Source organism: Streptomyces sp. NPDC088730 (genome assembly GCF_044751215.1).
In the GTDB taxonomy this organism is placed as follows: domain Bacteria; phylum Actinomycetota; class Actinomycetes; order Streptomycetales; family Streptomycetaceae; genus Streptomyces.
The window spans coordinates 112,369-134,141 of sequence record NZ_JBIVLK010000008.1; the positions used below are offsets into that span (position 1 = coordinate 112,369).

A 21,773-nucleotide genomic window follows, 5' to 3' on the forward strand; every position below is an offset into this window, starting at 1 on the left:
TTCCGGTGCGGATGACGGGCGGGGAGAGACGGTGCCGCGGAGCGCCGGGCGTCAGCTCCGCTTCGGTACGTCGATCCGGTCGATGTCGGGTGAGTAGCCCGAGGCGCCGCTGTCGAAGGTGAGGGTGTTGCGGCCGGCCTTGAGCGTGACGGGGACACTGATCGTCGCGGCCGCGCCCCAGCCCCCGCTGGACGGGAAGATCCTCTTCGTGGCCGGCTTCCCGTTGGCCGAGATCCCGACGGACCGTTCGTCACCCGAGGTGTAGGCCACGTTGATGTAGTACGTTCCGGCCCGCGCGGCCTCCACGTGTCCGAAGCGCACCGAGCCGCCCTCGTAGAGGTTGCCGACCTTCTTGCCGCCGGAGCACTCGTCGCAGTCGGAGACCGAGGCGTTGCCGGACAGCGTGTTGGCGGGGGACTCGGCCTCGTACGCCGTGGTGCGCAGCCGGGAGCCGTGCGGGGTGACGGTGAACAGCCGCGATCCGTGTGCGGGCAGTGCCTCGGTGATGGAGTCCTTGTGCTGTCCGAGGTTCTCCTTGTTCCACAGGTCGCGCACGGCGGCCTTGCCCTCGAAGCCGAGGGCCGACCAGCGGGCCGTCACCGGAGCGGGCGAGGAACCGAGGTTGAACAGGGCCACGGTGTAGCTGCCGTCGGGGTTCCTGGCGGCCCACACCTGTTCGTCACCCGCCGTGGTGACGGGGTGGGCCAGGGCGCCAGGCCGCTGGTTGACCTGGAGCACTTCGCGGTTGGTCAGCAGCGAGACGCCGTAGGCGTCCAGCCTGGTGAGGTCGTCACCCGAGTAGAGCGGCGACTTGGCGATCGACCACAGCGTCATGTAGCTCTGCCGCTCGGCCTTCGTCAGCCCGTCCATCTCGCCGTTGCCGACGTCGATCGCGTCCAGGTCGTTCCAGCCGCCCGGACCGGCGTGCCGGGTCCACGCGGGGGTGTCGCGCCAGCGGGCCTTCACCGAGCTGTCCCACGTCACCAGCGTCTCGCAGTAGCACTCGACGTCGGTGTCCACCCGCCAGCCGTCGGAGTTCTCCTTCCAGCTGTCGGCGTAGTCGACATCCAGCGACCAGGAGATCTCCAGATGGACCGGGCGTCCGGCACGTTCGATGGCCTTCTTCCAGGCGGCGACGTCCGCCCGGTTGTCGTAGTTGTCGCCGCTCTTGAAGGACCCCGGGCCGACCCCGTCGAGCTTGAGGAAGTCGTATCCCCAGTCGGCGATCAGCTGAGCCTGTGAGTCGACGTACTTCTGGGCGCACGGCCGCGAGAAGTCGATCTTGTACGAACTGTCCCAGCCGTTCGTGGTGCGCAGATCGCCGTAGACGATGTCCCCGGTGGTGCAGCCCGGGGCGTTCCAGACCGGCAGCCTGCCGCCGCCGTACCCCTCCTTCTCCAGGCCGACCGGCAGGTAGATGCCGGCCTTGAGCCCCTTGCGGTGGAGGTCGTCGGCGACCGGCTTCATTCCGCGCGGGAAGCGCACCGGGTCGGCCTGCTGGCGCCCGTAGCCGTCGAACTCGGGCGTCCAGTCCTGGTCGCGCCACCAGCCGGCGTCGATGTTGATGTACTCGTAGCCGTACTTCTTCAGCTTGGTGGCCATCGCGTCGGCCTGCTTGAGGACGTTCGCCTCGGTGAGATAGCTGTACTGGCCCGTGGGGTTGAGGCCGGGGTACGAGCTGGTCTGCATCGACCAGCTGCTCCACCCCATGAACGGCTTCCGGGCCAGGCCGTGTCCGGCGGCCGCCGTCGGGGCGGCGGCCATGGCAGCCGTGGCCGGTGCGGTGCCGGGTGCGGCCTGCGCCGGAGGTACGGTGACGGCCACGGCGGCCGTGACGGCGAGGACCAGCGCGGTGCGCGCGGCTCGTCTCGTGGTGCGGGCGGGGGAGGGCATGCGGGTGGTCTCCTGCTCTGGTCGGGTGGGGCGGTGCGGGGGGACAGGGCGGTGCTGGGCGTGCGGGGCGCGGCCGGACCGCTACTTGCCCGCGCCGATGGTGAGGCCGCTGATGAACTGGCGCTGGAGCGCGAAGTACACGAGGAGGGTGGGCACGGCCGTCATCAGCGCACCGGCCGCGATGAGGTTCGGGTTGGTGAAGTACTGGCCCTGGAGACTCGCGAGCGCGGAGGTGACCGGCCGCTTGTCGCCGGTCTCGATCAGGACGAGCGGCCAGAAGAAGTCGTTGTAGATCCAGATCGACTCCAGCGTGGCCAGCGCGGCGAACGCGGGACGGCACAGCGGCAGCACGATCTGGAGGAACTGGCGCCACACGGGGGCGCCGTCGACCAGGGCCGCCTCCGTGATCTCCTTCGGGATCGTCTTCATGTAGTTGCTGAGGACGAAGGTGCAGAAGCCGCACTGGTAGGCGATGTGGATGGCGATGATGCCCCAGTAGGAGTTGTACAGGAGCAGCGAATCGCTCATCCAGGCCGGCAGCGCGATCTGCAGGTACAGCCGGTAGAGCGGGGTGATCAGGACCTGGGCCGGCAGCAGGTTGCCCGCCGTGAAGAGCATCAGCAGGGCGACGTTCCACCGGAAGTCGAACCGTGACACGTAGAACGCCACCGCCGCCGAGAAGAACAGGGTGCCGAGCACCGCCGGAACGGTCACCAGGACCGAGTTCCAGAAGTAGTGCGACATGCCCGACTGCCCCCACGCGGCAGTGAAGTTGTCCAGGCTCAGGCTCCGGGGCCAGGAGAGGTAGCCGTGCTTGCTGGTGTCCTCGTAGGGCCGCAGGGAGGTGTAGACGGCCCAGAGCAGCGGCACCAGCCAGAGCAGCGAGATGCCGGCCAGCATCACATGGCGTCCGGTCTGACTCCGCCGCCGCGACGTCGCCGGCCCGGACGGCGGCCGGGGGGTCGGTGAACGGCGGACGCCCGGCGGTGGTGCGGTGACGGTCACTGGTCCTCCTTGCGGAAGTTCTGTACGAGGAAGGTGCCGATCGCCGCCAGGGAGATCACCAGCATGATCATGGCGAGCGCGGAGCCGTAGCCGATGTGGCTGGACTCGCCGATGATGTTGTCGGTGATCAGCAGGGACAGCAGCTCCATCCCGGGCTTGCTGCCCACACCGCCGCCGAGCACGTACACGATGTCGAAGGCGCGCAGCGACTCCATGGCCGTCACGACCAGGATGATGACGTTGACGGGCTTGAGGGCGGGGAAGACCACGCGCAGGAACGTCTGCCGGCCGTTGGCGCCGTCGAGGGCGGCCGCCTCCTTGAGGGCCGGGTCGAAGCCCTTCAGCCCGGCGAGGTAGAGGATCATGATGTAGCCGGTGTGCCGCCACGCCGAGGCGATGAGGACCATCCACAGATTGAGGTCCGGGTCGCCCAGCCAGTCGATGTGGTGTCCCGGCGCCGCCGTGTCGAGGATGCCGTTCAGCAGTCCGTTGTCCGGGTTGTAGATGATCTCCCAGATCAGGCCGACCACGGCCAGTGACAGCACCATGGGCAGGAAGATGGCGGTCTGGTAGATCCGGGTGAAGCGGATCTTCCGGTCGAGCTGGTAGGCCAGGAAGATCCCGAACGGGGTGGGCAGCAGGGCGGTGAAGAGCAGCCAGATGACGTTGTGCTGGACAGCGGGCCAGAACGGCGGGTAATTCGTGAAGATCTCACGGTAGTTGTCCAGACCGGTCCACTGGATGCCGGAGAGTTCGAGGCCGTCCCACTGGGTGAAGGACAGGGCGAGCGAGGCCAGCGCGGGCAGCCAGACGAAGACGAGCAGGGCGAGCAGCGGCACACCGACGATGACGGCGAGGAAGAGCCGGTCGGACAGGCCGAGCCGGCGCGGGCGTCGTGGCTGTCGCGTCCGCCGGGTGCCGGGCGGCGCGGAGGGTACGGAAGACATGGGCGGGCTTCCCTGGGTCGGTCAGGCGGTGAAGAAGCGCGAACGCTGCGACTCGATCTTCTTGAGCATGGCCACGCCGTCGTCCGGGCTGCTCAGCCACTGCGAGAGTCCGGGCAGCACGACGGTGGAGATGAAGCCCGGGTCGCTGTCGCGGTCACCGAACTGGGTGATGTGCTCGGCCTGGGAGATGAGTGCGGCGGACTTCTTCTGCAGCGCGTTGTAGCCGCTGGTGTCGGCCTCGCTGTGCACGGCGACGTTGCTGGGGTCGACGCCCATGTACAGGCCCTCCGCGCGGGCGCTGCCGAGGAACTCCAGGAACTGCTGCGCCTTCTTCTCGTTCTTGGGCCGGCGGCTGAGCATGAACCCGTCGGTCGGCGCCTCTACGGTGTCCTGGCCGTACGACGGATCGATCTCCGGGAACGCGAAGAAGTCGATGTCGTCCCGGAGTTCCGGGTCGCTGATCTGCTGTCCGAGGAAGAGGCCGATGACGGCCATGCCCGACTTCTTGTCCAGCAGTGACTGGGCGGCGTCCTGCCAGGAACGGCCGCCGGCCCGCTCCTGGTAGTACGGGCTGAGCTCGCGCCACCGGTCGATCGTGCCGCGCACCCGCCGGTCGGTCCAGCTGATGTCGCCGCGCAGCAGCGAGGTGTGGAACTCGTAGCCGTTCGTCCGCAGGTTCAGGTAGTCGAAGGCGCCGAGGATGCTCCAGGTGTCCCCGCCCCCGTACCCGGCGGCGATCGGCGAGAGGCCGTCCTTCTTCATCCGCTTGGCCAGTGCGACGAAGTCGTCCCAGGTGGCGGGCGCCCGGTAGCCGCGTTCCTTGAAGAGGCTCTTGCGGTAGAAGACGGCCCACGGGTAGTTGTACAGCGGGACGAAGTAGTACTTCCCGTCCTCGCCCCGGGAGAGCTGCTTCGCGGCCTCGCTGAAGCCGCCGCCGATCTTCTCCCACACGTCGTCAAGGGGAGCACACAGCTTCTTCTTGGCGAAGTACTGCATGCGGTAGCCCGCGAACCAGGTGAAGACGTCGTCCGGAGTGCCCTGGAGGTAGCTGGAGATGCCCTTCTGGAAGGTGTCGTGGTCGACGGTGTTGGTCTTGACCGTGAGTCCGCTGTCCTTCGCGAAGGCCTTGGTCAGGGCTTCGTACGCCTTCTTGGGTGTGGCGTCGGCCCCGTTGGACCCGAAGGTCACCGTCTTGGGGTCGGCGGCGGCCCCGGACCCGCAGGCCGTGAGCGCGGGGGCCGCCAGAACCGCGGCGCCCACCCCCATCAGCCCGCCCACGACGCGCCGGCGGCCCGGACCGCCCGGTACCGGTATGCGGCTCTGCTCGGTCATCGATTCTCCTGGATGGTGTCGGACCCGATGAAGGTCTGGATGGCGGTGGCCGCGGCCCCGCGCGCCCACTCCTCGAACGGCAGCGGGCGTGTGATCACGTCACACCGCGCGGCTGTACTGAAAACGGTGGCGGCGAACGCGTCGCGGATCTGCGCGGCGAACAGGTCGTACGCGGCCAGCCCCTCGCCGGAGATGACCACGCACTCGGGGCCGAGCAGATTGGCGACCGCCCCGATGGCCCGGCCGATCGCTGCCCCTGCCCGCGCGAAGGCCTCGCGGGCCATCGGCTCGCCCGACCTGGCCAGTTCCAGCGCGTGCGCCGGGCCGCCGACCGGCTGACCCGTCTCCTCCTGGATGCGGCGCACGATGGCCGAGTCCGAGGCGATCGCCTCGACACAGCCCCGGTTGCCGCAGTGGCAGAGCGGCCCGTGCGGGTCGATGGAGAGATGGCCGATCTCACCGGCCACCCCGTGCGCCCCGGCCACCACCCGGCCGTGGACGACGAGTCCGCAGCCGATGCCGGCCCCGACGGTGACCAGCGCGAAGTCGGACCGCCCGACCCCGGCGCCGAACCACTGCTCCGCCACGGTCAGCGCCCGCACGTCGTTGTCCACCGTGGCCGGCAGACCGGTGGCCGTCTCCGCGAGCCCGGCCAGCGCGACGTTCCGCCAGCCGAGGAACGGTGAGTAGCGGACCACCCCCGCGGCCCGGTCGACATCGCCGGACACCGCGACGGCCAGGCCGCGCACTCCGACGCCGAACGGCCGCGCCCGCGTGACCAGTTCGCCGGTGAGCGCGGCGATCACGGAGATCACCGCGCCGGGCGACCGCTCGGCCAGCGGCACATGACGGGCCGCCCTGACCCGGCAGCAGAGGTCCGCGAGTACGGCGATGACCTCGTCCGCGGTCACCTTGACGCCGATGAACAGGGCGCGCCCCCCGTTGACCCGCACCGGGTTGGCCGGCCGGCCGACCGTGGGAGGCGTGCTGCCGTCGGTGTCCTCGACGAAGTACCCGGTCTCCATGAGCGGGCGCACGGCCTTGGTCACAGCGGCCGAGGACAGCCCGGTCCTGCGGGCGATCTCCACCCGGGAGAGCGGCCCTTGGGACAGGGCTGTGGTGAACACCAGAGAGGCGGCCGGCGTCGGCGCCGGGAACGTCTCGACGAGGTTGGTCGATGACATGGCCGGAAACGTAGGGGAGTTAATTTCCTCTGTCAAGAAAAAAAACAAGGCCGACGGGACCTCGTGCAGAGGGGCCGGAACCGCCGGGGACGGGCGGGCGGAGAGGGGTTGACAGGGGGACGGGCGGGGCGGTTGTCTGTCTGCCGCCCGGTCGCCCGGCGCGTTGTTCCGCGGCGCTCGCGGCTGCCGCGACGCCACCGGTTCGCGTGTGACCCGGCACCAAAGCGTGTGCGGAGCAGCCGTGTTGGGCAGGTTCCCGGCCGTGTCCCGGTAGGCCGGGCGCGCCTTTCCGTTGCGTCGCCCGGCTGTTGACCGAGTCTTCACCGCTGCGAAATCCGTCGTACCCGACAGGGCTCCGGGGTTCCCCGAGTGTGGGCATGGGCATGTCATCGCATGGCATGGCCCGACACGCTTCGACCAGGAGGAAGCAGTGAAGAACAGACGACGGATCCGCAAGATGTCACTCGTGCTGGCCGCGGCAGGGATGCTGGTCCTGGCCTCGCCGGGCAGCGCCTTCGCGGACGTGCCGGGTGCTCTGCCCGCGAACGCGGACGGACTGGAACAGACCTTCCAGCCGGCCTACGACTACGACGGTGACGGCTGCTATCCGACCCCCGCCATCGGTCCCGACGGCACCGTCGCCCCCGGGCTGAAGACCACCGGCGCCGTCAACGGCAGCTGCCACGACTCCTGGGACCTGGACAACACCAACGGCTACGCACGCTCCAAGTGCAACAACGGCTGGTGCGCCATCATCTACGGCCTCTACTTCGAGAAGGACCAGGCCGTGGCCGGGAGCGGTCTCGGCGGGCACCGCCACGACTGGGAGCACGTCGTGGTCTGGGTGCAGGACAACGAGGCGAAGTACGTCTCCACCTCGGCCCACGGCGGCTTCAGCGTCTACGGCCGCGACCGGATCCAGTGGGACGGGACCCACCCCAAGGCGGTCTATCACAAGGACGGGATCGGTACGCACTGCTTCCGTCCCGCGACCACCGGCGACGAGCCGCCCGAGAACCACTACCACCAGTGGCAGTTCCCCGACCTCGTCGGCTGGAACGGCTACCCCGAAGGCATCCGGGACAAGCTGGTGCAGGCCGACTTCGGCAGCGCCGTCTTCGGCCTGAAGGACGGAAACTTCGCCGGCCACCTGGAAAAGGCGATGCCCGCGGGCATCGCCTTCGACCCCAACGCCTGACGGGGACGGGGCGGCGGGCGCCGGTCAGTGCCCCGCTGCCCCGGACCGGGCGGGAAGCGGGGCGAAGACGCGGTGGGCCGCCATCGCCGCGCCGCCGCGCGCCCACGTCTCGAACGGCAGTGGCCGCACCACGAGTTCGCACCGGGCGGCCGCGCCGAAGGCCTGGTCGGCGAAGGTCCGGCGGATCTCGTCGGAGAACAGGTCGTACGCCGCCACTCCTTCGCCGGAGATGATGATGCGCTCCGGGCCGATGAGGTTGGCCACCGAGGCGATTCCCAGTCCCAGCGCCCGCCCGGCCCGGGTGAAGACGCCGCGTGCCGTGGCGTCCCCGGACCGTGCCAGGCGCACGGCGTCGGCGAGGGACAGATCCGCGTCCCCCGTCTGCTCCTGCACCTGGTCGACGATGGCCTGCGTCGACGCGACGGCCTCGACGCAGCCGGTGTTGCCGCAGGTGCAGACCCGGTCGCTGCTGCCGACGGGCAGGTGTCCCAGCTCGCCCGAGACCCCGAACGCCCCCGAGACCACCCGGCCGTGGACGGACATTCCGCAGCCCACCCCCGCGCCGACCGTGACCAGGGCGAACGAGGAGAGCCCGACCCCGGCGCCGAACCACTGCTCGGCGACGGTGAGGGCCCGTACGTCGTTGTCGATCACCGTCGCGATGCCGGTGGCCTCCTCGACCAGGGCGGCGAGCCGCACCCCGTGCCAGTCGAGGAAGGGGGAGTAGCGGACCGTGCCGCTCGGGCCGTCCACATCGCCGGAGACCGTCACGCCGATGCTGTGCACCGCCGGGCCGGACCCGCCCCCGCCTTGTCCGGCCCGTCCGGAGAGGGTGCCGACCAGCCGGGCGACGGCTCTGACCACCGTGCCGACGTCTCGCGAGCGGAGCGGGGTGCGGTGGGTGGTCAGCGGCGCTGCCGTGAGGTCGACGAGCATCCCGATCAGCTCGTCCGACGTGATCTTGATCCCGATGAAGCCGGCCCGCTCGGGCCGCACCGCCACCAACGTGGCCGGGCGGCCGGGCTGCCGGTCACCGGACGGGCCGAGCTCGGTGATCCAGCCGTCGTCGAGCAGGGGTGCCGACACCTTGGTGACGGCCCCGGAGGAGAGCCCGGTGCGGCGTCCGAGCTCCGCCCGGGTCAACGGGCCCTGGGTCAGCAGGGCCTGGAGGACGAGGGCCGCGGACGGCGGCTGCCGGGAGAGGTTCACCCCGTGGAGATTACCTTCTGGCCGAAACCAGGGGGGCGGGCCGGAAATGCCGGAGCGCGCAGAAGTCGGGGAGCGATCCTGGAACGACGCTGAATATATTGACGACGGAAGGAAACTATCGCTACAGTCGCCGCGCTCTCACCGATGGCGGCGGGCCACGGCAGGGGGCCGGTCGTACGGGGGTGCCGACGCGGAGCCCCGCCCCCGCCCAGTGGTTTCGAGAGGACATGCCATGACCCGCACCACCACCCGGATCGTGCACCTGCGCGCGTCCGGGGTGAGTTTCGTCGTCGAACTCCGCGCTCCGCTGCCCCGTGTCCTGCACTGGGGAGAGGACCTCGGCGAGCTGACCGGCGACGGCCTCGCGGCCCTCGGACTGACGGCGGACGCCGCCACGCTCAACAACGCCCCCGACGAACCGAGGCAGTTCACGGTCTGGCCCACCGAGGCCGACGGCTGGCTGGGCACCCCGGCCCAGCAGGGCCACCGGGCCGGCACGGCGACCGCACCCCGGGTCGCGATGACCAACGCCGAGGAACGCCCCGGCGAACTGGTCATCGACCTCCATGACGCCGACGCCGCCCTCGACATCACCCTCACCTACCGGCTGGACCCGTCCGGTGTCCTGGGTGTGCGCACCAGCGTGTCGTGCCCGGACCACGCCGGATCCGGCACCGGCGGCTCCGTTCCCTACGACCTCGCCGCCACCACCGCGCTGCTCCCGCTGCCCAACCGGGCCCAGGAGATCCTGGACTTCACCGGGAAGTGGTGCCGCGAACGCTCCCCCCAGCGCGGCCGGCTGGCGTTCGCCGGCCATGTCCGTGAGGTGCGCCGGGGCAAGCCCGGACTGGACTCGCCGCACCTCCTGGCGGTCGGGGTACCCGGATTCGGGTTCCGTACCGGCGAGGTCTGGGCGCTGCACGTGGGGTGGAGCGGCAACCAGCGCTGGCTCGCCGAGCGGCTGCCCGAGGGTGCCGGCGTCCACGGGGGAGTCCTCGGCGGCGGCGAACTGCTGGCTCCCGGCGAGATCCGGCTGGCCCCGGGTGACCGGTACACCTCGCCCGAGGCCTTCTTCGCCTGGTCCGGAGAGGGCCTGGACGGGCTGGCCGGGCGCTTCCACACGATGATCCGCGCCCGCCCCGGCCATCCGTCGTCGCCGCGTCCGCTGACCCTGAACACCTGGGAGGCGGTCTACTTCGACCACCGCCCCGAACGGCTGCTGGCGCTGGCCGACGCCGCGGCCGCCGTCGGGGTGGAGCGCCTGGTCCTGGACGACGGCTGGTTCCTCGGCCGCCGGGACGACACGGCGGGACTCGGTGACTGGACGGTGGACCCGCGGGTGTGGCCCGAGGGGCTGGCCCCGCTGGCGGACCGGGTGCACGCCCACGGGATGCAGTTCGGACTCTGGGTGGAGCCGGAGATGCTGAACCTCGACTCCCGGATGGCCCGCGAGCACCCCGAGTGGATTCTCGGCCCGTCCGCCGGGGTGGGCCCGAGCTCCCGCCACCAGTACGTGGTGAACGTCGCCGACGGGCACGCCTTCGCCCACCTGCTGGAGCGGCTGGACGCGCTCGTCACCGAGTACGGCGTCGACTATCTCAAATGGGACCACAACCGGGACCTGCACGAAGCGGTCCGGCGCGGCGCGCACGGCGCCGACCGGCCCGGCGTGCACGCCCAGACGGCGGCCCTGTACCGGCTGATGGACGAGCTCAGGGCGCGCCACCCCGCGCTGGAGATCGAGTCCTGCTCCAGCGGCGGCGGACGCGTGGACCTCGGCGTCCTCGCGCGGACGGACCGGGTCTGGGCCTCCGACTGCAACGACCCGGTGGAGCGCCAGTCGATCCAGCGCTGGACGGCGCAGCTGCTGCCGCCCGAGCTGATCGGCGCCCATGTCGGCGGCCCGCGCAGCCATACGACGGGGCGGGTCACCGATGACTCCTTCCGGCTGGTCACCGCGTTGTTCGGCCACGCGGGCATCGAGGACGACCTGACCGCGCGCTCCCCGGAGCAACGCGCGGCGCTGGGCCGGTGGGCGGCGCTGTACAAGGAGCTGCGGGGACTCCTGCACGGCGGACGGGTCGTCAGGGCGGACCTCGACGACGAGGCGACCCAGCTGCACGGCGTGGTCGCACCGGACGCCGGCTCCGCGCTGTACTGCTGGGCGCGCACGGAGACCTCGGTGCCGGGGCAGTCCGGCCGGGTCCGGCTGCCCGGTCTCACGCCCGGCCGGTCCTACCGGGTCCGCATCCGTACGGAGGCCGGGCTGCCCGCCCTCCACCAGGTCGCCGGCCCCCTCTGGTGCACGGCGGCGCTCGACGGCTGGGTCCCGGTGCCGGGCGCCGTGCTGACCGGTGCCGGGCTGCCGATGCCGACGCTCAACCCGGGGCAGGCCCTGCTGATCGAGGTCGCGGCGCAGGTGGCCGCGGGCTGACCGGCGGCGCACCGGCCGGCCCGTGCCGGACCGGTGCGCCGCCGGCCGGGGTCACGGGCTCGCCGCGTCGTAGCCGTAGCGCAGCGGGCCGTCGCCCGGGGGCAGGCCGAGCCGGTACACGTACAGGGCCTCGGCCCGGACGCCGCCCGGCGCGGCCTCCACCTCGCAGGGGCGGGTGACCTGTACGACCGTGGGCCGGTCGGTGACGCGCAGGCGCAGGCCGTGGGCGGGGCCCCCGACGAGCACCGCGTGCTCCTCGCGTGTCGTGCAATCGGTATCCATGCACATACTTTAAAGGTTGCGCAATGAAAGGAGTATGTGCCTCCGCTCCTTGAGGCACCACTCCTCTCGGGTACCGACCCCTCAGGCGCCGGCCGGGGCCGCCGAGGCGCCGGACGCGATACCGAAGGCGGGCTCGGGCACCTGCGCGGGGCTGATGAGGGTGGAGGGCCGGCCGTCCGTGCCGACGGGGACATCCCCGTCGACGGTGACGCGGCGCAGCTTGCGCTCGTGCGCGTCCGAGTCGTCCACCCCGTAGTGCTGGGTGGCGCGGTTGTCCCAGATGGCGACGTCGCCGGCCTGCCACTGCCAGCGCACGGTGTTCTCCGGGCGCTCGATGTGGGACTGGAACAGATCGATGAGTGCCCGGGAGTCGCGGCCGGTGAGTCCGCTGATGCGCTGGACGAAGTTGCCCAGGAGCAGCACGCGCTCGCCCGTCTCGGGGTGGACGCGGACCACCGGGTGCTCGGTGAGGAACTTCGTCGACGTGAACACCTTCTGGTACTGGGCGAGCGCCTCCGGCAGGGCGTCGGGGCGCAGCGCCACGTAGTCGTAGTCGTTGGAGTGGACGGCCCGCAGGCCGTCGGCCAGGGTGCGCAGCGGTTCCGGCAGCCCGGCGTACGCGGCGGCGGTGTTGGACCACAGGGTGTTGCCGCCGTAGGGCGGGACGGTGACCGCGCGCAGGATGGAGAAGGCCGGATAGGCGGGTACGAAGGTGACGTCGGTGTGCCACTGGTTGGCCCGGCCGCCGTGGTCGGAGTCGATGCCCAGCGAGTAGCGGCCGTCGGCGGACGGGACGGTCGGGTGGGCGACCGGGGTGCCGAGCAGCCTGCCGAACGCCTCGTGGCTGTCCTCGTCCAGGTGGTCCTGGCCGCGGAAGAAGACGACCTTGCTGGCCAGCAGGGCGGCCCGGACGGCCGCGACGGTCCCCGGGTCGAGGTCGCCGCCGAGACGTACCCCGGAGACGACGGCGCCGATGCGGCCGCCGACCTTCTGGACGGTCACGGTGGAGGCGGGAGCGGTGGTTGCCGAGGACATTGCGGGAATCCTTTCGAGGAGCACGCTCCGCGGGGCGGCGGACCGCCGCCGGACGCGGAGGGTCCGGTCGCGGTCACGTGGAGACGCGGTCGCGCGGAGACGTGGGGATGTCGGGACGTGGCGGTGGCGCGGGAAGCGGAGACGCGGTGCGACAGGGGAGGTCAGGCGGCGCTACAGCGGCCCGGACACCCGGGCAGCGGTGCGGTGCGGCCGGCGCGCGGGGCGGGCCGCACCTCGGGAGTGACCGTCGCGAACATGTTCCGGAGACTCGCAGCGCCCCGCCGGGTACGTCAACCACGTACCCGCACCCCGCAGGGTGCCCGGGCGTGCTCCGCGACCTGTCCCTGGGGATACCGGAAAACCGCCCCCGACCAGGGCTTCGCGGTCCGCGACCGGCCATCCGCGGGCGGTGCCCGCGGACCCGGTGCGAGGCCCCGCGCGATTTCACGCCGCCGTAATGCCGCGCCCGCGCCCGCGGGCCGGCCGCCCGGGAACTCCATCGATTGGCGGGGGCGGGCGGGCGGGACTAATCTCGTGTGAGTGAACGGATGCGTTCACTCAACGGCTTGAGTCTGCAAGCGATCCCATGACGGAATCCCACGCGACACCCCGGCAGTCTGCCGAGTCCCCGAAGCGGGGACGCGGCAGCGGGATCGCCCTACTCGTCATCTGCTCGTGCCAGTTGATGGTGGTCCTCGACATCACCATCGTGAACATCGCCCTTCCGCACATCCAGACCGCGCTGGGCTTCTCCACCGAGAACCTCTCCTGGGTGGTCAACGCCTACACGCTGACGTTCGGCGGACTGCTGCTGCTGGGCGGGCGGCTCGGTGACATCCTCGGCCGCCGCAGAGTCTTCATGTTCGGCGTCGTGCTCTTCGCCCTCGCCTCGCTGCTCGGCGGGCTCTCGCAGGAGTCCTGGCAGTTGCTGGCGGCGCGTTCCCTCCAGGGCGTCGGCGGTGCCATCGCCTCGCCGACCGCGCTCTCCCTGATCACCACGACCTTCCGTGAGGGGCCCGACCGCAACAGGGCGTTCGGTGTCTTCGCCGCCGTCTCGGCCGGCGGCAGCGCCATCGGGCTGCTGGCCGGCGGGCTGCTGGTGGAGTGGCTCGACTGGCGGTGGATCTTCTTCGTCAACGTCCCCATCGCGCTGCTGATCGTGCTGGCCACGCCCCGCTTCATCCGGGAGTCCGAACGCCACCCGGGCCACTTCGACGTGACGGGGGCACTCACGGCCACGCTGGGCATGGTGCTGCTCGTCTACGGCTTCATCCGCGCCTCCGAGGACGGCTGGAGCGACGGCCTCACCCTGGGAGCCTTCGCCGCCGCCGTCGTACTGCTCGCCCTGTTCATCGCCATCGAGGGCCGGTCGAGGCAGCCCATCACGCCACTGTGGATGTTCCGCGACCGAAATCGCGCGGGCGTGTACGGGATGATGCTGTGCCTGTCCGCCGCGATGTTCGGAATGTTCTTCTTCCTGACCCTCTTCGTGCAGAACATCCTGAGTTTCAGCCCGCTCCGGGCCGGCCTCGCCTTTCTGCCGGTCAGCGCGATCATCGCCGTGGGGGCCGGCTTCACTTCGCGGCTGCTGCCCAGGTGGGGGCCGAAACCCTTCATGGTGACGGGCTCGCTCCTGTGCGCCCTGGGGCTCGGGTGGCTGACGCAGGTGGACGCGGACAGTACGTACCTGGGCAGTCTGCTCGGTCCGGTGCTGGTGTTCGGGCTCGGCATGGGGCTGCAGTTCGTGTCGCTGACGCTGATGGCCGTGTCCGGGGTGGCGTCGCGGGAGGCGGGAGCGGCTTCCGGAATCCTCAACACCATGCAGCAGGTGGGCGGTTCGCTGGGGCTGTCCATCCTGGTCACGGTCTTCGGCACGGCCAGCCGCAACGAGGCCACCCAGCAGGTCCCGCGCTTCCTTTCGCAGGCGACCCCCGCGGAGGTGGCGCAGTTCCGCAGGACCGGCCAGCTCCCGGGGCAGTGGGGCGAGCAGGTGCTGGTGACGGGCATCTCCAGGGCTTTCGTCACCGCCGTCGTGTTCGCGGTGGTGGCCGCGCTGATCGCGCTCGTCATCGTCAAGGTGCGCCCCTCGGACATCGAGCGGCTGCGGGGCGGCGGCGCCGTGCCGCCCGCGGCGGCGGAGGCCGCTGACGCTCCGGGGGGAGCGGCGGCGGGTGCCGCGGACGAGCCGGCCCGGCAGCCGCCGCGGCCGGGCGGCCAGGATCCCCCCGGTCCGGAACGATGACTCACGGCCCGCGCGGCATCCCCGCGACCTGCCGGAGGGCGGCTGCCGGGCCCCGGCCGGGCTGCCCGGCGCCGGGGTGCGACGGCCCCCGGCCGCCCGGCACCGTACCGGGCGGCCGGGGGCGCGGCCTTCAGCTCTTGACGGTGAAGCCCGCCCGCAGCAGGGCCTCGTCGCGCGAGGACGGGCCGACGAGCAGTTCGAACGCGCCCGGCTCGACGATGCGGTTGCCCGCGGCGTCCACCAGACTGCACTCGGTGACCGGCAGTTCGATGACCACCTCGCGCGACTCGCCGGGTTCGAGCGTCACCTGGCGGTAGGCCTTGAGCTCCTTCTCGGCCCACGTCACCGACGTCACGGTGTCGCTCACGTACGCCTGCACGGTCTCCCGCACCGGCCGGTCACCGGTGTTGCTGACGAGGACGCGTGCGCGCAGCGTGTCGTCCGCGCCGAGGTCCTCGGTGAGTACCTCCAGCTCGGTGTACGAGACGTTCGTGTAGCTCAGGCCCTCACCGAAGACGAACGCCGGACTCTGCGTCAGATCGGCGTAGCGGGAGCCGTGCTGGCCGCGCACCTGGTTGTAGTACGTCGGCTGCTGACCCGAGTGGCGGGCGAAGGAGACCGGCAGCCGGCCGGACGGCTCGATGAGGCCGAGCGCCAGTTCGGCAATCGCACGCCCGCCGAGCATGCCCGGGTTGAAGGCGTGCACGATCGCCGCCGCGCTGTGCGCGGAGGGCGGCAGCACCAGCGGCTTGGAGCTGATGACGACCACCACCAGCGGCTTGCCCGTCGCGGCGAGCGCGTCCAGCAGCGCGACCTGGCCGCCGATCAGTTCCAGGGTCGCGGTCGAGCGCCCCTCGCCGATCAGCTCGATACGGTCACCGACGACCGCGACGACGTAGTCGGCGGCCCGCGCCGCGGCGACGGCCTCGCCGATCAGCGCCTCGGAGGGCTCCGCGGGGACGACGACCTCCGGCCGGGGCTGCCCGTCGGGGAAGAACGCGCCCAGCGGGTCGGGCCCCACGGTGAGGATGTCGGCCCCGCGTGCGTGGGTGACTGCCCAGCCGTCCGGCACGTGCTCCCGGAAGCCGTCCAGCACGGTGCGGATCATGTCGCGCGGATGGCCGTCGGGCAGCCAGTCCGCCTGCCCGGAGGAACCCGCCCAGTCACCGAGCTGGGTCTGCGCGTCGTCGGCGTTGGGCCCGATGACCGCGACCGTACGCGGCTCCGAGCCGGTGCCGGCGAGCGCGCGGCCGTCCGGCCCCGCCGTGAGACCGCCGGCCAGCGGAAGGGTGCCGTCGTTGGTGAGGAGCACCAGCGAGCAGCGGGCCGCTTCCAGGTTCAGTCCGGCGTGCCCGGCGCTTCCGATGACCGCGGCCTGCCGCTCGCGGTCCGGGTGGCGGGGGTTCTCGAACAGGCCCAGCTCGAACTTGAGCGTGAGGATCCGGCGGACCGCCGCGTCGATCTCCGCCTCGTCGAGCGTGCCGGCGGCGACCGCCTCCTGGGCGCCCTCGAAGAAGTCCGGCGTCGTCATCACCATGTCGTTGCCCGCGCGGACCGCGGCGGCGGCCGCCTGCGCGTGGTCGGCGTAGACCCGCTGCTCCCACACCATGCGGCCGACGTTGTCCCAGTCGGTCACCAGCGTTCCGGTGTAGCCCCACTCGCCGCGCAGCACCTCGTTCAGCAGCCAGTTGTTGACCGTGATCGGGACCCCGTCCATCGACTGGTACCCCAGCATGAACGTCCGGCAGCCCTCCTTGGCGACCCGCTCGAACGGCGGCAGGAACCACGAACGGAGCTTGCGGCGCGAGATGTCGGCCTCGCTCGCGTCCCGGCCGCCCTGGGTCTCCGAGTAACCGGCGAAGTGCTTGGCGCATGCCAGGATCGCCGTCGGGTCGTCGAGTCCGTCCCCCTGGTACCCGCGCACCATGGCGGAGGCGAGCTCACCGATGAGGAAGGGGTCCTCGCCGAACGTCTCGCTCACCCGGCCCCAGCGCAGGTCCCGGGTGATGCACAGGACCGGGGAGAACGTCCAGTGCACGCCGGTCGCGGCGACCTCGACGGCCGTCGCCCGCGCGATGCGCTCGACGAGCTCGGGGTCCCAACTCGCGGCCATGCCGAGCTGAGTGGGGTAGATCGTGGCCCCTTCCCAGAACGAGTGGCCGTGGATGCAGTCCTCCGCGACGAGCAACGGAATCCGCAGCCTGGTCCGTTCGGTGAGCGCGGCCGCCTCCAGGACGCGGTCTGGCGAGGCGTGCAGGATCGAGCCCGCGTGCATGCCCTCGATGAGGTGCCGCACACCGTCCTTCGCGTTCAACTGCAGCATCTGGCCGACCTTCTCGGGCAGCGTCATCCGCCCGGCCAGATCGGCGACGCGCTCCGAGACGGACAGCGCGGGGTCGAGATAGGGCAGTGAGGAGCCCACAGGAGTTCCTTTCACAACGTCGGTGACGTTCTCTTCGGGCGGATGCCTGGGTGGTGGAAGGACCGGTCCGACCAGGCCACCCGCTCCCACCGTACGCCGAATCCCGACCGGGTGGTAAGTATGTGGGTATGCAGCTGTACTCATTGACGCCGTCAGGGACGGCCGGGGAGAGTGGCACATGACCGGCGATACACGGCGTGGCTACGCCAAGGGCCGGGCCAAACGCGGGGAGATCCTCGACCAGGCGATGGCCATCTTCGGTGAGGCCGGTTACCGGGGCGCGTCGTTGCGGGTGATTGCCACCCGCTGCGGGATCTCGCATCCCGGTCTGCTGCACCACTTCCCGACCAAGCAGTCGTTGCTGCTCGCGGTGCTGGAACACCGCGACGAGGTGGACTCCGAATGGCTCGCCCTCGGCAGTCCGAAGGGCGTCGGCCGGCTGCGCAGGCTGGTCGACCTCGCCGCGCTGAACGCCGAACGCCGGGGCATCGTCGAGCTGTTCTCCGTACTCGCCGCAGAGGCGACCTCCGCCGACCACCCGGCCCACGCGTACTTCGTGGAGCGCTACCGGACCTCGGTACTGAGCACGGCCGTCTCCTACCGGGAGGCGCTGGACGGGGGCGGGCTGCGTGCCGGGATCGACCCCGACGAGGCGGCGCAGCAGCTGATCGCGCTGATGGACGGGCTCCAGGTGCAGTGGCTCATCAGCGGCTGCGTGACGGACATGGCCGGTGTGCTGCGGGCCCATGTGCAGGCGCAGTTGACCGTGGCGCTGTGAGGCCGGGCCCGTGCCGCCGGTGGGCGGCACGGGCGGGATCAGGCTCCGCGCGAACCGCTGGGGTCCGCCGCGAGCAGGGCGTCCCGGCCGATGAGAGCGGTCGAGCCGGGCCCCGTGCAGGCGTAGGCACCCGCCACCGCGCCCAGCCGCGCGCAGTCGTGGACGTCCCTGCCGTCGAGCCTCCCGTACAGGAAGCCGGTGACGAACGCGTCGCCCGCCCCGTTGGTGTCCACCACCGGGGCGGGCGGCACGGTCGCCGGTACGTGGTACGGGTCCGGGCCGCCGTCGCGGGTGAGGAACCAGGAGCCCCCGGCCCCCGCCGTGGCGACCACGGTCCGCGCGCGGCCCTCGCGCAGGATCCGCCGCATCAGCGCGGGGGCACGGTCGCCCGCGGAGGCGGCGCTGAAGAAGACGAGATCGGAGCGCAGGGCGAACTCCCGCTGGTGCTCGGCGAGTCCGTCCCAGTCGTGCAGATCGGTGGAGACGGGGACACCGAGGGCCTCGATGTCGTCGTAGAGGAAGCGGCTGAAGCCCGTGATGGACAGATGGACATGGCGGGTACGCCGCAGCCGGGGCAGGTAGAAGTCCCGCGGCATCCGCAGCTCCGCAGGGTCCCTGGCGTCGTAGAACGACATCCTGCGGCCCTTCGCGTCCACCAGGTTGACCGCGCGGCGGGTGCCCGCCGCCGAGATCAGCGGATGGAACTCCACATCCCCCTCGGCCAGCCGCTCGCGTACCAGGGCGCCGGTCGGATCGTCGCCGATGCAGTCGAGCAGGGCCACGTCCAGACCGAGCGCCCGCGCGCCGAGGGCCACATTGCCCCCGGTCTGCCCGGCCCACTCCTCGATCGGACCCACCATGACGGAATCGGCGAGCGGGACCGGCAGGGCGTCGACGCGGACGATCGTGTCCACCCCGCTGCCGCCTACCACCACAACGTCGTAACCGGGTTGTCGCTGGATCACCGTGCCGCCTCTCATGTCCCGCCGCGGCCCAGTATCGCGGACCGGCCGGCGTCACCGCGGCCGTTCTCTGCGCGCGGTCCGGCGGACCGCTGCCTATGATCGACCGGGGGCCTTGGACCTGATCTGTGGAGGCTTTTCGATGCTGTCGGTGCTCGAACCGCGTGACATTCCTCCGCGCCTCGCCACTGGCGCGTTCATCCTGAACTCCGGCCTGGGCAAGCTCAAGGCCGACGAGGAGACCGCGCAGACCCTGCACGGCATGGCCCGCACCGCCTACCCCTTCCTCGACCGGATCGAGGCCGGGCGGTTCACCCGGCTGCTCGCCTGGTCCGAGATCGCGGTGGGTAGCACGCTGCTGGTCCCCGTGGTGCCGACCCGGCTCGCCGGACTGGCGCTGGCCGGGTTCTCCGGCGGACTGCTCGGCCTGTACCTGCGGGTCCCCGGAATGCGCGAGCCGGGCAGCCTGCGCCCCAGCCAGGCCGGTGTGCCGCTGGCCAAGGACGCCTGGATGTTCGGCATCGGGCTGGGCTTCCTCGGTGCGGGCGCCCACCGCTGCGGCACGCCGCGCCGCCGTTGCCGCCGGCACCGCGGGTGCGGCCGCTGAACCACCCGGCAGCGGGCGGTGGCCCGCGTCCCCCCGCCACCGCCCGGGTGTCAGTCGCGTACCCGGGCCATCAGCAACGCCACGTCGTCGTGGTGGCTGGGGTCCCGGAGCTCGCGCAGCAGCCGGTCGCAGGAGTCCTCCAGCGACGCGTCCGGCTCGCGGAGCAGCTCCCGCAGGGCGGCCAGCCGGGTGTCTATGTCCTGATCGCGGGTCTCGACCAGGCCGTCCGTGTACAGGACGAGCCGGTCGCCCGGTCCCAGGTCGAACGTGACGTCGCTGAACGGCACACCGCCCACGCCCAGCGGCGCCCCGGCCGGCGGATCGAGCAGCCGGGGCGGGCCCCCGGCCGGGATCAGCACCGGTGGCAGGTGCCCGGCGGTGCTCACCCGGCAGCTGTCGTGGACCGGGTCGTACACGACGTAGACGCAGGTGGCGAAGCACGGGTCCAGATCGGCCGTGATCTCGTCGAGGTGCCCGAGCACCTCCGCGGGGCGCAGACCGATCCTGGAGAGCGTCTGGGTGGCGGTCCGCAGCCGCCCCATCGTGGTGGCCGCGTTGATACCGCTGCCCATGACATCACCGACCACCAGGGCGGTCCCGCCCTCCCGCAGCGGGATGACGTCGAACCAGTCTCCGCCGACCTCGTACCGCGAGGCGGCCGGCCGGTATCGGGACGCCACCTCCAGCCCGTCCGGAGCGTGGTGGTTGTGCGGCAGCATGCTGCGCTGGAGGGTGAGGGCGGTCTCCCGCTGCTGCCGGAACAGCCGGGCGTTGTCGATGCAGACCGCCGCGCGGGTGGCCAGCTCGCAGGCAAGCACCTCGTCCTCCTCGGTGAACGGCAGCGGGTTGTCCGTCCGTATGAGGTCGATCGCGCCCAGGACCTCGCCCCGGGCGATCAGCGGCACCGCCAGGTAGGAGTGCGCGCCGGCCTCGGCCAGCAGCCCCGCGGAGCGGCTGTCGCGGGCGACGCGGAACAGCGCCTCCGTGTCGAGGTACGGCACCCGCACCGGTTCGGCCGTACGCACGCAGCGCGTGATCAGCCGGTCCGCTCCGTAGTGGGCCGCGTGCCCCGGTGGATCGGCCGCCTCCACGACCGGCGTCGGCCGGGCGGCGACGACGGCCAGCGCCTGGATGAGGGCCGGGCCCTCGGTCCGGCTGGGGCGGCCCTTCAGCACACTGTCCAGGACATCGACCGCCGCCACGTCGGCGAGCTCGGGAACCGTGACCTCGGCCAGCTCCCGCGCGGTCTGCTCCAGGTCCAGGGTGGTCCCGATGCGCACGGAGGCGTCCGCGACCAGCGCCAGCCGGTGCCGGGCCCGTTCCGCCTCGGCCTCCGCGCGGTGGTGGTCGGTCATGTCGATCAGCGAGACGGCCAGTCCCAGCACCTGGCCACCGGAGTCCTCCAGCCGGTACAGCGACATCGACCAGGCGCGGTCGGTCTCCGGATCGGCCGCGGTACGGCCCTCCACCTGATGGCCCACCTGCGGCACACCGCTCTTCAGGACCTCGCGCATCGCCGTCTCGACCACTTCGACGTCGAGGAAGGGCAGCGCCTCCCCGACCCGGCGCCCGAGGTGCTCGGCCGCGCTCAGACCGTTCATCCGCTCCAGCGCGGGGTTGGCCGCCAGATACCGCAGATCGCCGCCCAGGACCGCCAGGCCGATCGGGGACTGGTCGACCAGGCGCACGGACAGCGCCAGATCGCGCTCCACCTGCCGCAGCGTGGCCCCGTCCGTGGCCAGCCCCAGCGCGAAGAAGTCACCGCGGTCGTCCTGGAGCCGCATGTTGCGGAACTCCAGCAGCCGGCTGGTGCCGTCCTTGCACCGTACGGGGAAGCTTCCCGCCCAGGTCTCGCCGCTGTTCATCACCTCGGCGAACAGCCTCAGCACCAGCTCGAAGTGTTCCTCGTCGACCAGGATGCGGGCGGCGAACCGGCCCAGCGCCTCCTGCGGTGTGTAGCCCAGCAGCCGCTCGGCCTGCGGGCTCCACAGCACGATGCGGCCCTCGGTGTCGAGCATCATCGCGGCCGTCCCGAGGACGTCCACCAGACCGGTCGTGGAGGAGCGGCGCACCGCTGCCCGGCGGGCGTCGCCCGAGCCGGTCCGCATGTCTTCGGTGCCGTCCACGGACCATCCTTCCCAAGCCGTCGCCGTGCCCGGACACAAGGTTCGCTGTTTCCCATGGTCGCCCCGGACCCGTCGCCACCGCAGCTCCTGTGAACCGAGAAGAACTGGCTCAGGAGG

General features: G+C 71.7%; 16 protein-coding genes. 5 read left to right on the forward strand and 11 right to left on the reverse strand.

Going from position 1 to position 21,773, the window contains the following annotated elements; genetic code table 11:
* Positions 1-51: 51 nt before the first annotated feature.
* From ACIP89_RS23920 to ACIP89_RS23940, 5 genes are all read right to left on the reverse strand, one after another.
* Positions 52-1,893 carry an alpha-galactosidase D gene (locus tag ACIP89_RS23920; RefSeq protein ID WP_402116601.1) on the reverse strand — a complete coding sequence of 614 codons (1,842 nt, stop codon included), beginning with the start codon at positions 1,891-1,893 and terminating at the stop codon, positions 52-54.
* Positions 1,894-1,974: 81 nt separating this feature from the next.
* Positions 1,975-2,898 carry a carbohydrate ABC transporter permease gene (locus tag ACIP89_RS23925; RefSeq protein WP_402116603.1) on the reverse strand — a complete coding sequence of 308 codons (924 nt, stop codon included), beginning with the start codon at positions 2,896-2,898 and terminating at the stop codon, positions 1,975-1,977.
* On the reverse strand, positions 2,895-3,845 hold the full coding sequence (locus ACIP89_RS23930) for a carbohydrate ABC transporter permease (RefSeq protein WP_402116604.1): 951 nt from the start codon (positions 3,843-3,845) through the stop codon (positions 2,895-2,897). Before ACIP89_RS23930 ends, ACIP89_RS23925 begins: the two co-directional genes overlap by 4 nt.
* Positions 3,846-3,866: 21 nt before the next feature.
* Positions 3,867-5,177 (reverse strand): ABC transporter substrate-binding protein, encoded by a 1,311-nt coding sequence (locus ACIP89_RS23935; protein WP_402116606.1) that lies wholly within the window; start codon positions 5,175-5,177, stop codon positions 3,867-3,869.
* Positions 5,174-6,361, reverse strand: coding sequence for an ROK family protein (locus tag ACIP89_RS23940; protein WP_402116607.1), 1,188 nt, complete (start codon positions 6,359-6,361; stop codon positions 5,174-5,176). Before ACIP89_RS23940 ends, ACIP89_RS23935 begins: the two co-directional genes overlap by 4 nt.
* 457 nt (positions 6,362-6,818) lie before the next feature.
* Between ACIP89_RS23940 and ACIP89_RS23945 the strand changes: the two genes are divergently transcribed.
* Positions 6,819-7,559 (forward strand): NPP1 family protein, encoded by a 741-nt coding sequence (locus ACIP89_RS23945; protein ID WP_402116830.1) that lies wholly within the window; start codon positions 6,819-6,821, stop codon positions 7,557-7,559.
* 24 nt (positions 7,560-7,583) lie between these two features.
* Here the strand turns inward: ACIP89_RS23945 and ACIP89_RS23950 are convergent, their stop codons facing one another.
* Entirely contained in the window at positions 7,584-8,768 is a 1,185-nt protein-coding gene (locus ACIP89_RS23950; protein WP_402116609.1) for an ROK family protein, read from the reverse strand.
* Between the two features lie 232 nt (positions 8,769-9,000).
* Between ACIP89_RS23950 and ACIP89_RS23955 the strand changes: the two genes are divergently transcribed.
* Positions 9,001-11,202, forward strand: a complete 2,202-nt coding sequence (locus tag ACIP89_RS23955; protein ID WP_402116610.1) for an alpha-galactosidase — start codon at positions 9,001-9,003, stop codon at positions 11,200-11,202.
* 51 nt (positions 11,203-11,253) lie between these two features.
* Here ACIP89_RS23955 and ACIP89_RS23960 read toward each other — a convergent pair whose 3' ends face one another.
* Positions 11,254-11,484: a hypothetical protein gene (locus ACIP89_RS23960; RefSeq protein WP_073734695.1), complete on the reverse strand. Its 231-nt coding sequence runs from the start codon at positions 11,482-11,484 to the stop codon at positions 11,254-11,256.
* An 81-nt stretch (positions 11,485-11,565) separates the two neighbouring features.
* Positions 11,566-12,519, reverse strand: a complete 954-nt coding sequence (locus ACIP89_RS23965) for a TauD/TfdA dioxygenase family protein (RefSeq protein ID WP_402116611.1) — start codon at positions 12,517-12,519, stop codon at positions 11,566-11,568.
* A 586-nt stretch (positions 12,520-13,105) separates the two neighbouring features.
* Here ACIP89_RS23965 and ACIP89_RS23970 point away from each other — a divergent pair.
* On the forward strand, positions 13,106-14,761 hold the full coding sequence (locus ACIP89_RS23970; RefSeq protein ID WP_402116612.1) for an MFS transporter: 1,656 nt from the start codon (positions 13,106-13,108) through the stop codon (positions 14,759-14,761).
* A 130-nt stretch (positions 14,762-14,891) separates the two neighbouring features.
* On the opposite strand, the gene ACIP89_RS23975 is transcribed toward ACIP89_RS23970, so the two are convergent.
* The gene (locus ACIP89_RS23975) at positions 14,892-17,183 is read right to left on the reverse strand and encodes a glycoside hydrolase family 3 N-terminal domain-containing protein (protein WP_402116613.1); all 2,292 of its coding nucleotides are present in this window, start codon (positions 17,181-17,183) and stop codon (positions 14,892-14,894) included.
* Between the two features lie 178 nt (positions 17,184-17,361).
* Here ACIP89_RS23975 and ACIP89_RS23980 point away from each other — a divergent pair, with 178 nt between their 5' ends.
* Positions 17,362-17,961 carry a TetR/AcrR family transcriptional regulator gene (locus tag ACIP89_RS23980; RefSeq protein WP_401924506.1) on the forward strand — a complete coding sequence of 200 codons (600 nt, stop codon included), beginning with the start codon at positions 17,362-17,364 and terminating at the stop codon, positions 17,959-17,961.
* A gap of 38 nt (positions 17,962-17,999) precedes the next feature.
* Here ACIP89_RS23980 and ACIP89_RS23985 read toward each other — a convergent pair whose 3' ends face one another.
* Positions 18,000-18,896 carry a carbohydrate kinase family protein gene (locus ACIP89_RS23985; protein WP_401925562.1) on the reverse strand — a complete coding sequence of 299 codons (897 nt, stop codon included), beginning with the start codon at positions 18,894-18,896 and terminating at the stop codon, positions 18,000-18,002.
* A 169-nt stretch (positions 18,897-19,065) separates the two neighbouring features.
* Here ACIP89_RS23985 and ACIP89_RS23990 point away from each other — a divergent pair, with 169 nt between their 5' ends.
* Positions 19,066-19,530, forward strand: a complete 465-nt coding sequence (locus ACIP89_RS23990) for a hypothetical protein (RefSeq protein ID WP_401924504.1) — start codon at positions 19,066-19,068, stop codon at positions 19,528-19,530.
* Positions 19,531-19,580: 50 nt separating this feature from the next.
* On the opposite strand, the gene ACIP89_RS23995 is transcribed toward ACIP89_RS23990, so the two are convergent.
* Positions 19,581-21,638: a SpoIIE family protein phosphatase gene (locus ACIP89_RS23995; protein ID WP_402116831.1), complete on the reverse strand. Its 2,058-nt coding sequence runs from the start codon at positions 21,636-21,638 to the stop codon at positions 19,581-19,583.
* Between the last annotated feature and the right edge of the window lie 135 nt (positions 21,639-21,773).

Bases quoted from the DNA above. Each gene is read 5' to 3' on its own strand.
- ACIP89_RS23980 (WP_401924506.1), top strand. From the start codon at position 17,362: ATGACCGGCGATACACGGCGTGGCTACGCCAAGGGCCGGGCCAAACGC.
- ACIP89_RS23940 (WP_402116607.1), bottom strand. From the start codon at position 6,361: ATGTCATCGACCAACCTCGTCGAGACGTTCCCGGCGCCGACGCCGGCC.
- ACIP89_RS23920 (WP_402116601.1), bottom strand. From the start codon at position 1,893: ATGCCCTCCCCCGCCCGCACCACGAGACGAGCCGCGCGCACCGCGCTG.
- ACIP89_RS23960 (WP_073734695.1), bottom strand. From the start codon at position 11,484: ATGGATACCGATTGCACGACACGCGAGGAGCACGCGGTGCTCGTCGGG.
- ACIP89_RS23935 (WP_402116606.1), bottom strand. From the start codon at position 5,177: ATGACCGAGCAGAGCCGCATACCGGTACCGGGCGGTCCGGGCCGCCGG.
- ACIP89_RS23965 (WP_402116611.1), bottom strand. From the start codon at position 12,519: ATGTCCTCGGCAACCACCGCTCCCGCCTCCACCGTGACCGTCCAGAAG.
- ACIP89_RS23970 (WP_402116612.1), top strand. From the start codon at position 13,106: ATGACGGAATCCCACGCGACACCCCGGCAGTCTGCCGAGTCCCCGAAG.
- ACIP89_RS23990 (WP_401924504.1), top strand. From the start codon at position 19,066: ATGCTGTCGGTGCTCGAACCGCGTGACATTCCTCCGCGCCTCGCCACT.
- ACIP89_RS23945 (WP_402116830.1), top strand. From the start codon at position 6,819: ATGTCACTCGTGCTGGCCGCGGCAGGGATGCTGGTCCTGGCCTCGCCG.
- ACIP89_RS23995 (WP_402116831.1), bottom strand. From the start codon at position 21,638: ATGCGGACCGGCTCGGGCGACGCCCGCCGGGCAGCGGTGCGCCGCTCC.
- ACIP89_RS23955 (WP_402116610.1), top strand. From the start codon at position 9,001: ATGACCCGCACCACCACCCGGATCGTGCACCTGCGCGCGTCCGGGGTG.
- ACIP89_RS23930 (WP_402116604.1), bottom strand. From the start codon at position 3,845: ATGTCTTCCGTACCCTCCGCGCCGCCCGGCACCCGGCGGACGCGACAG.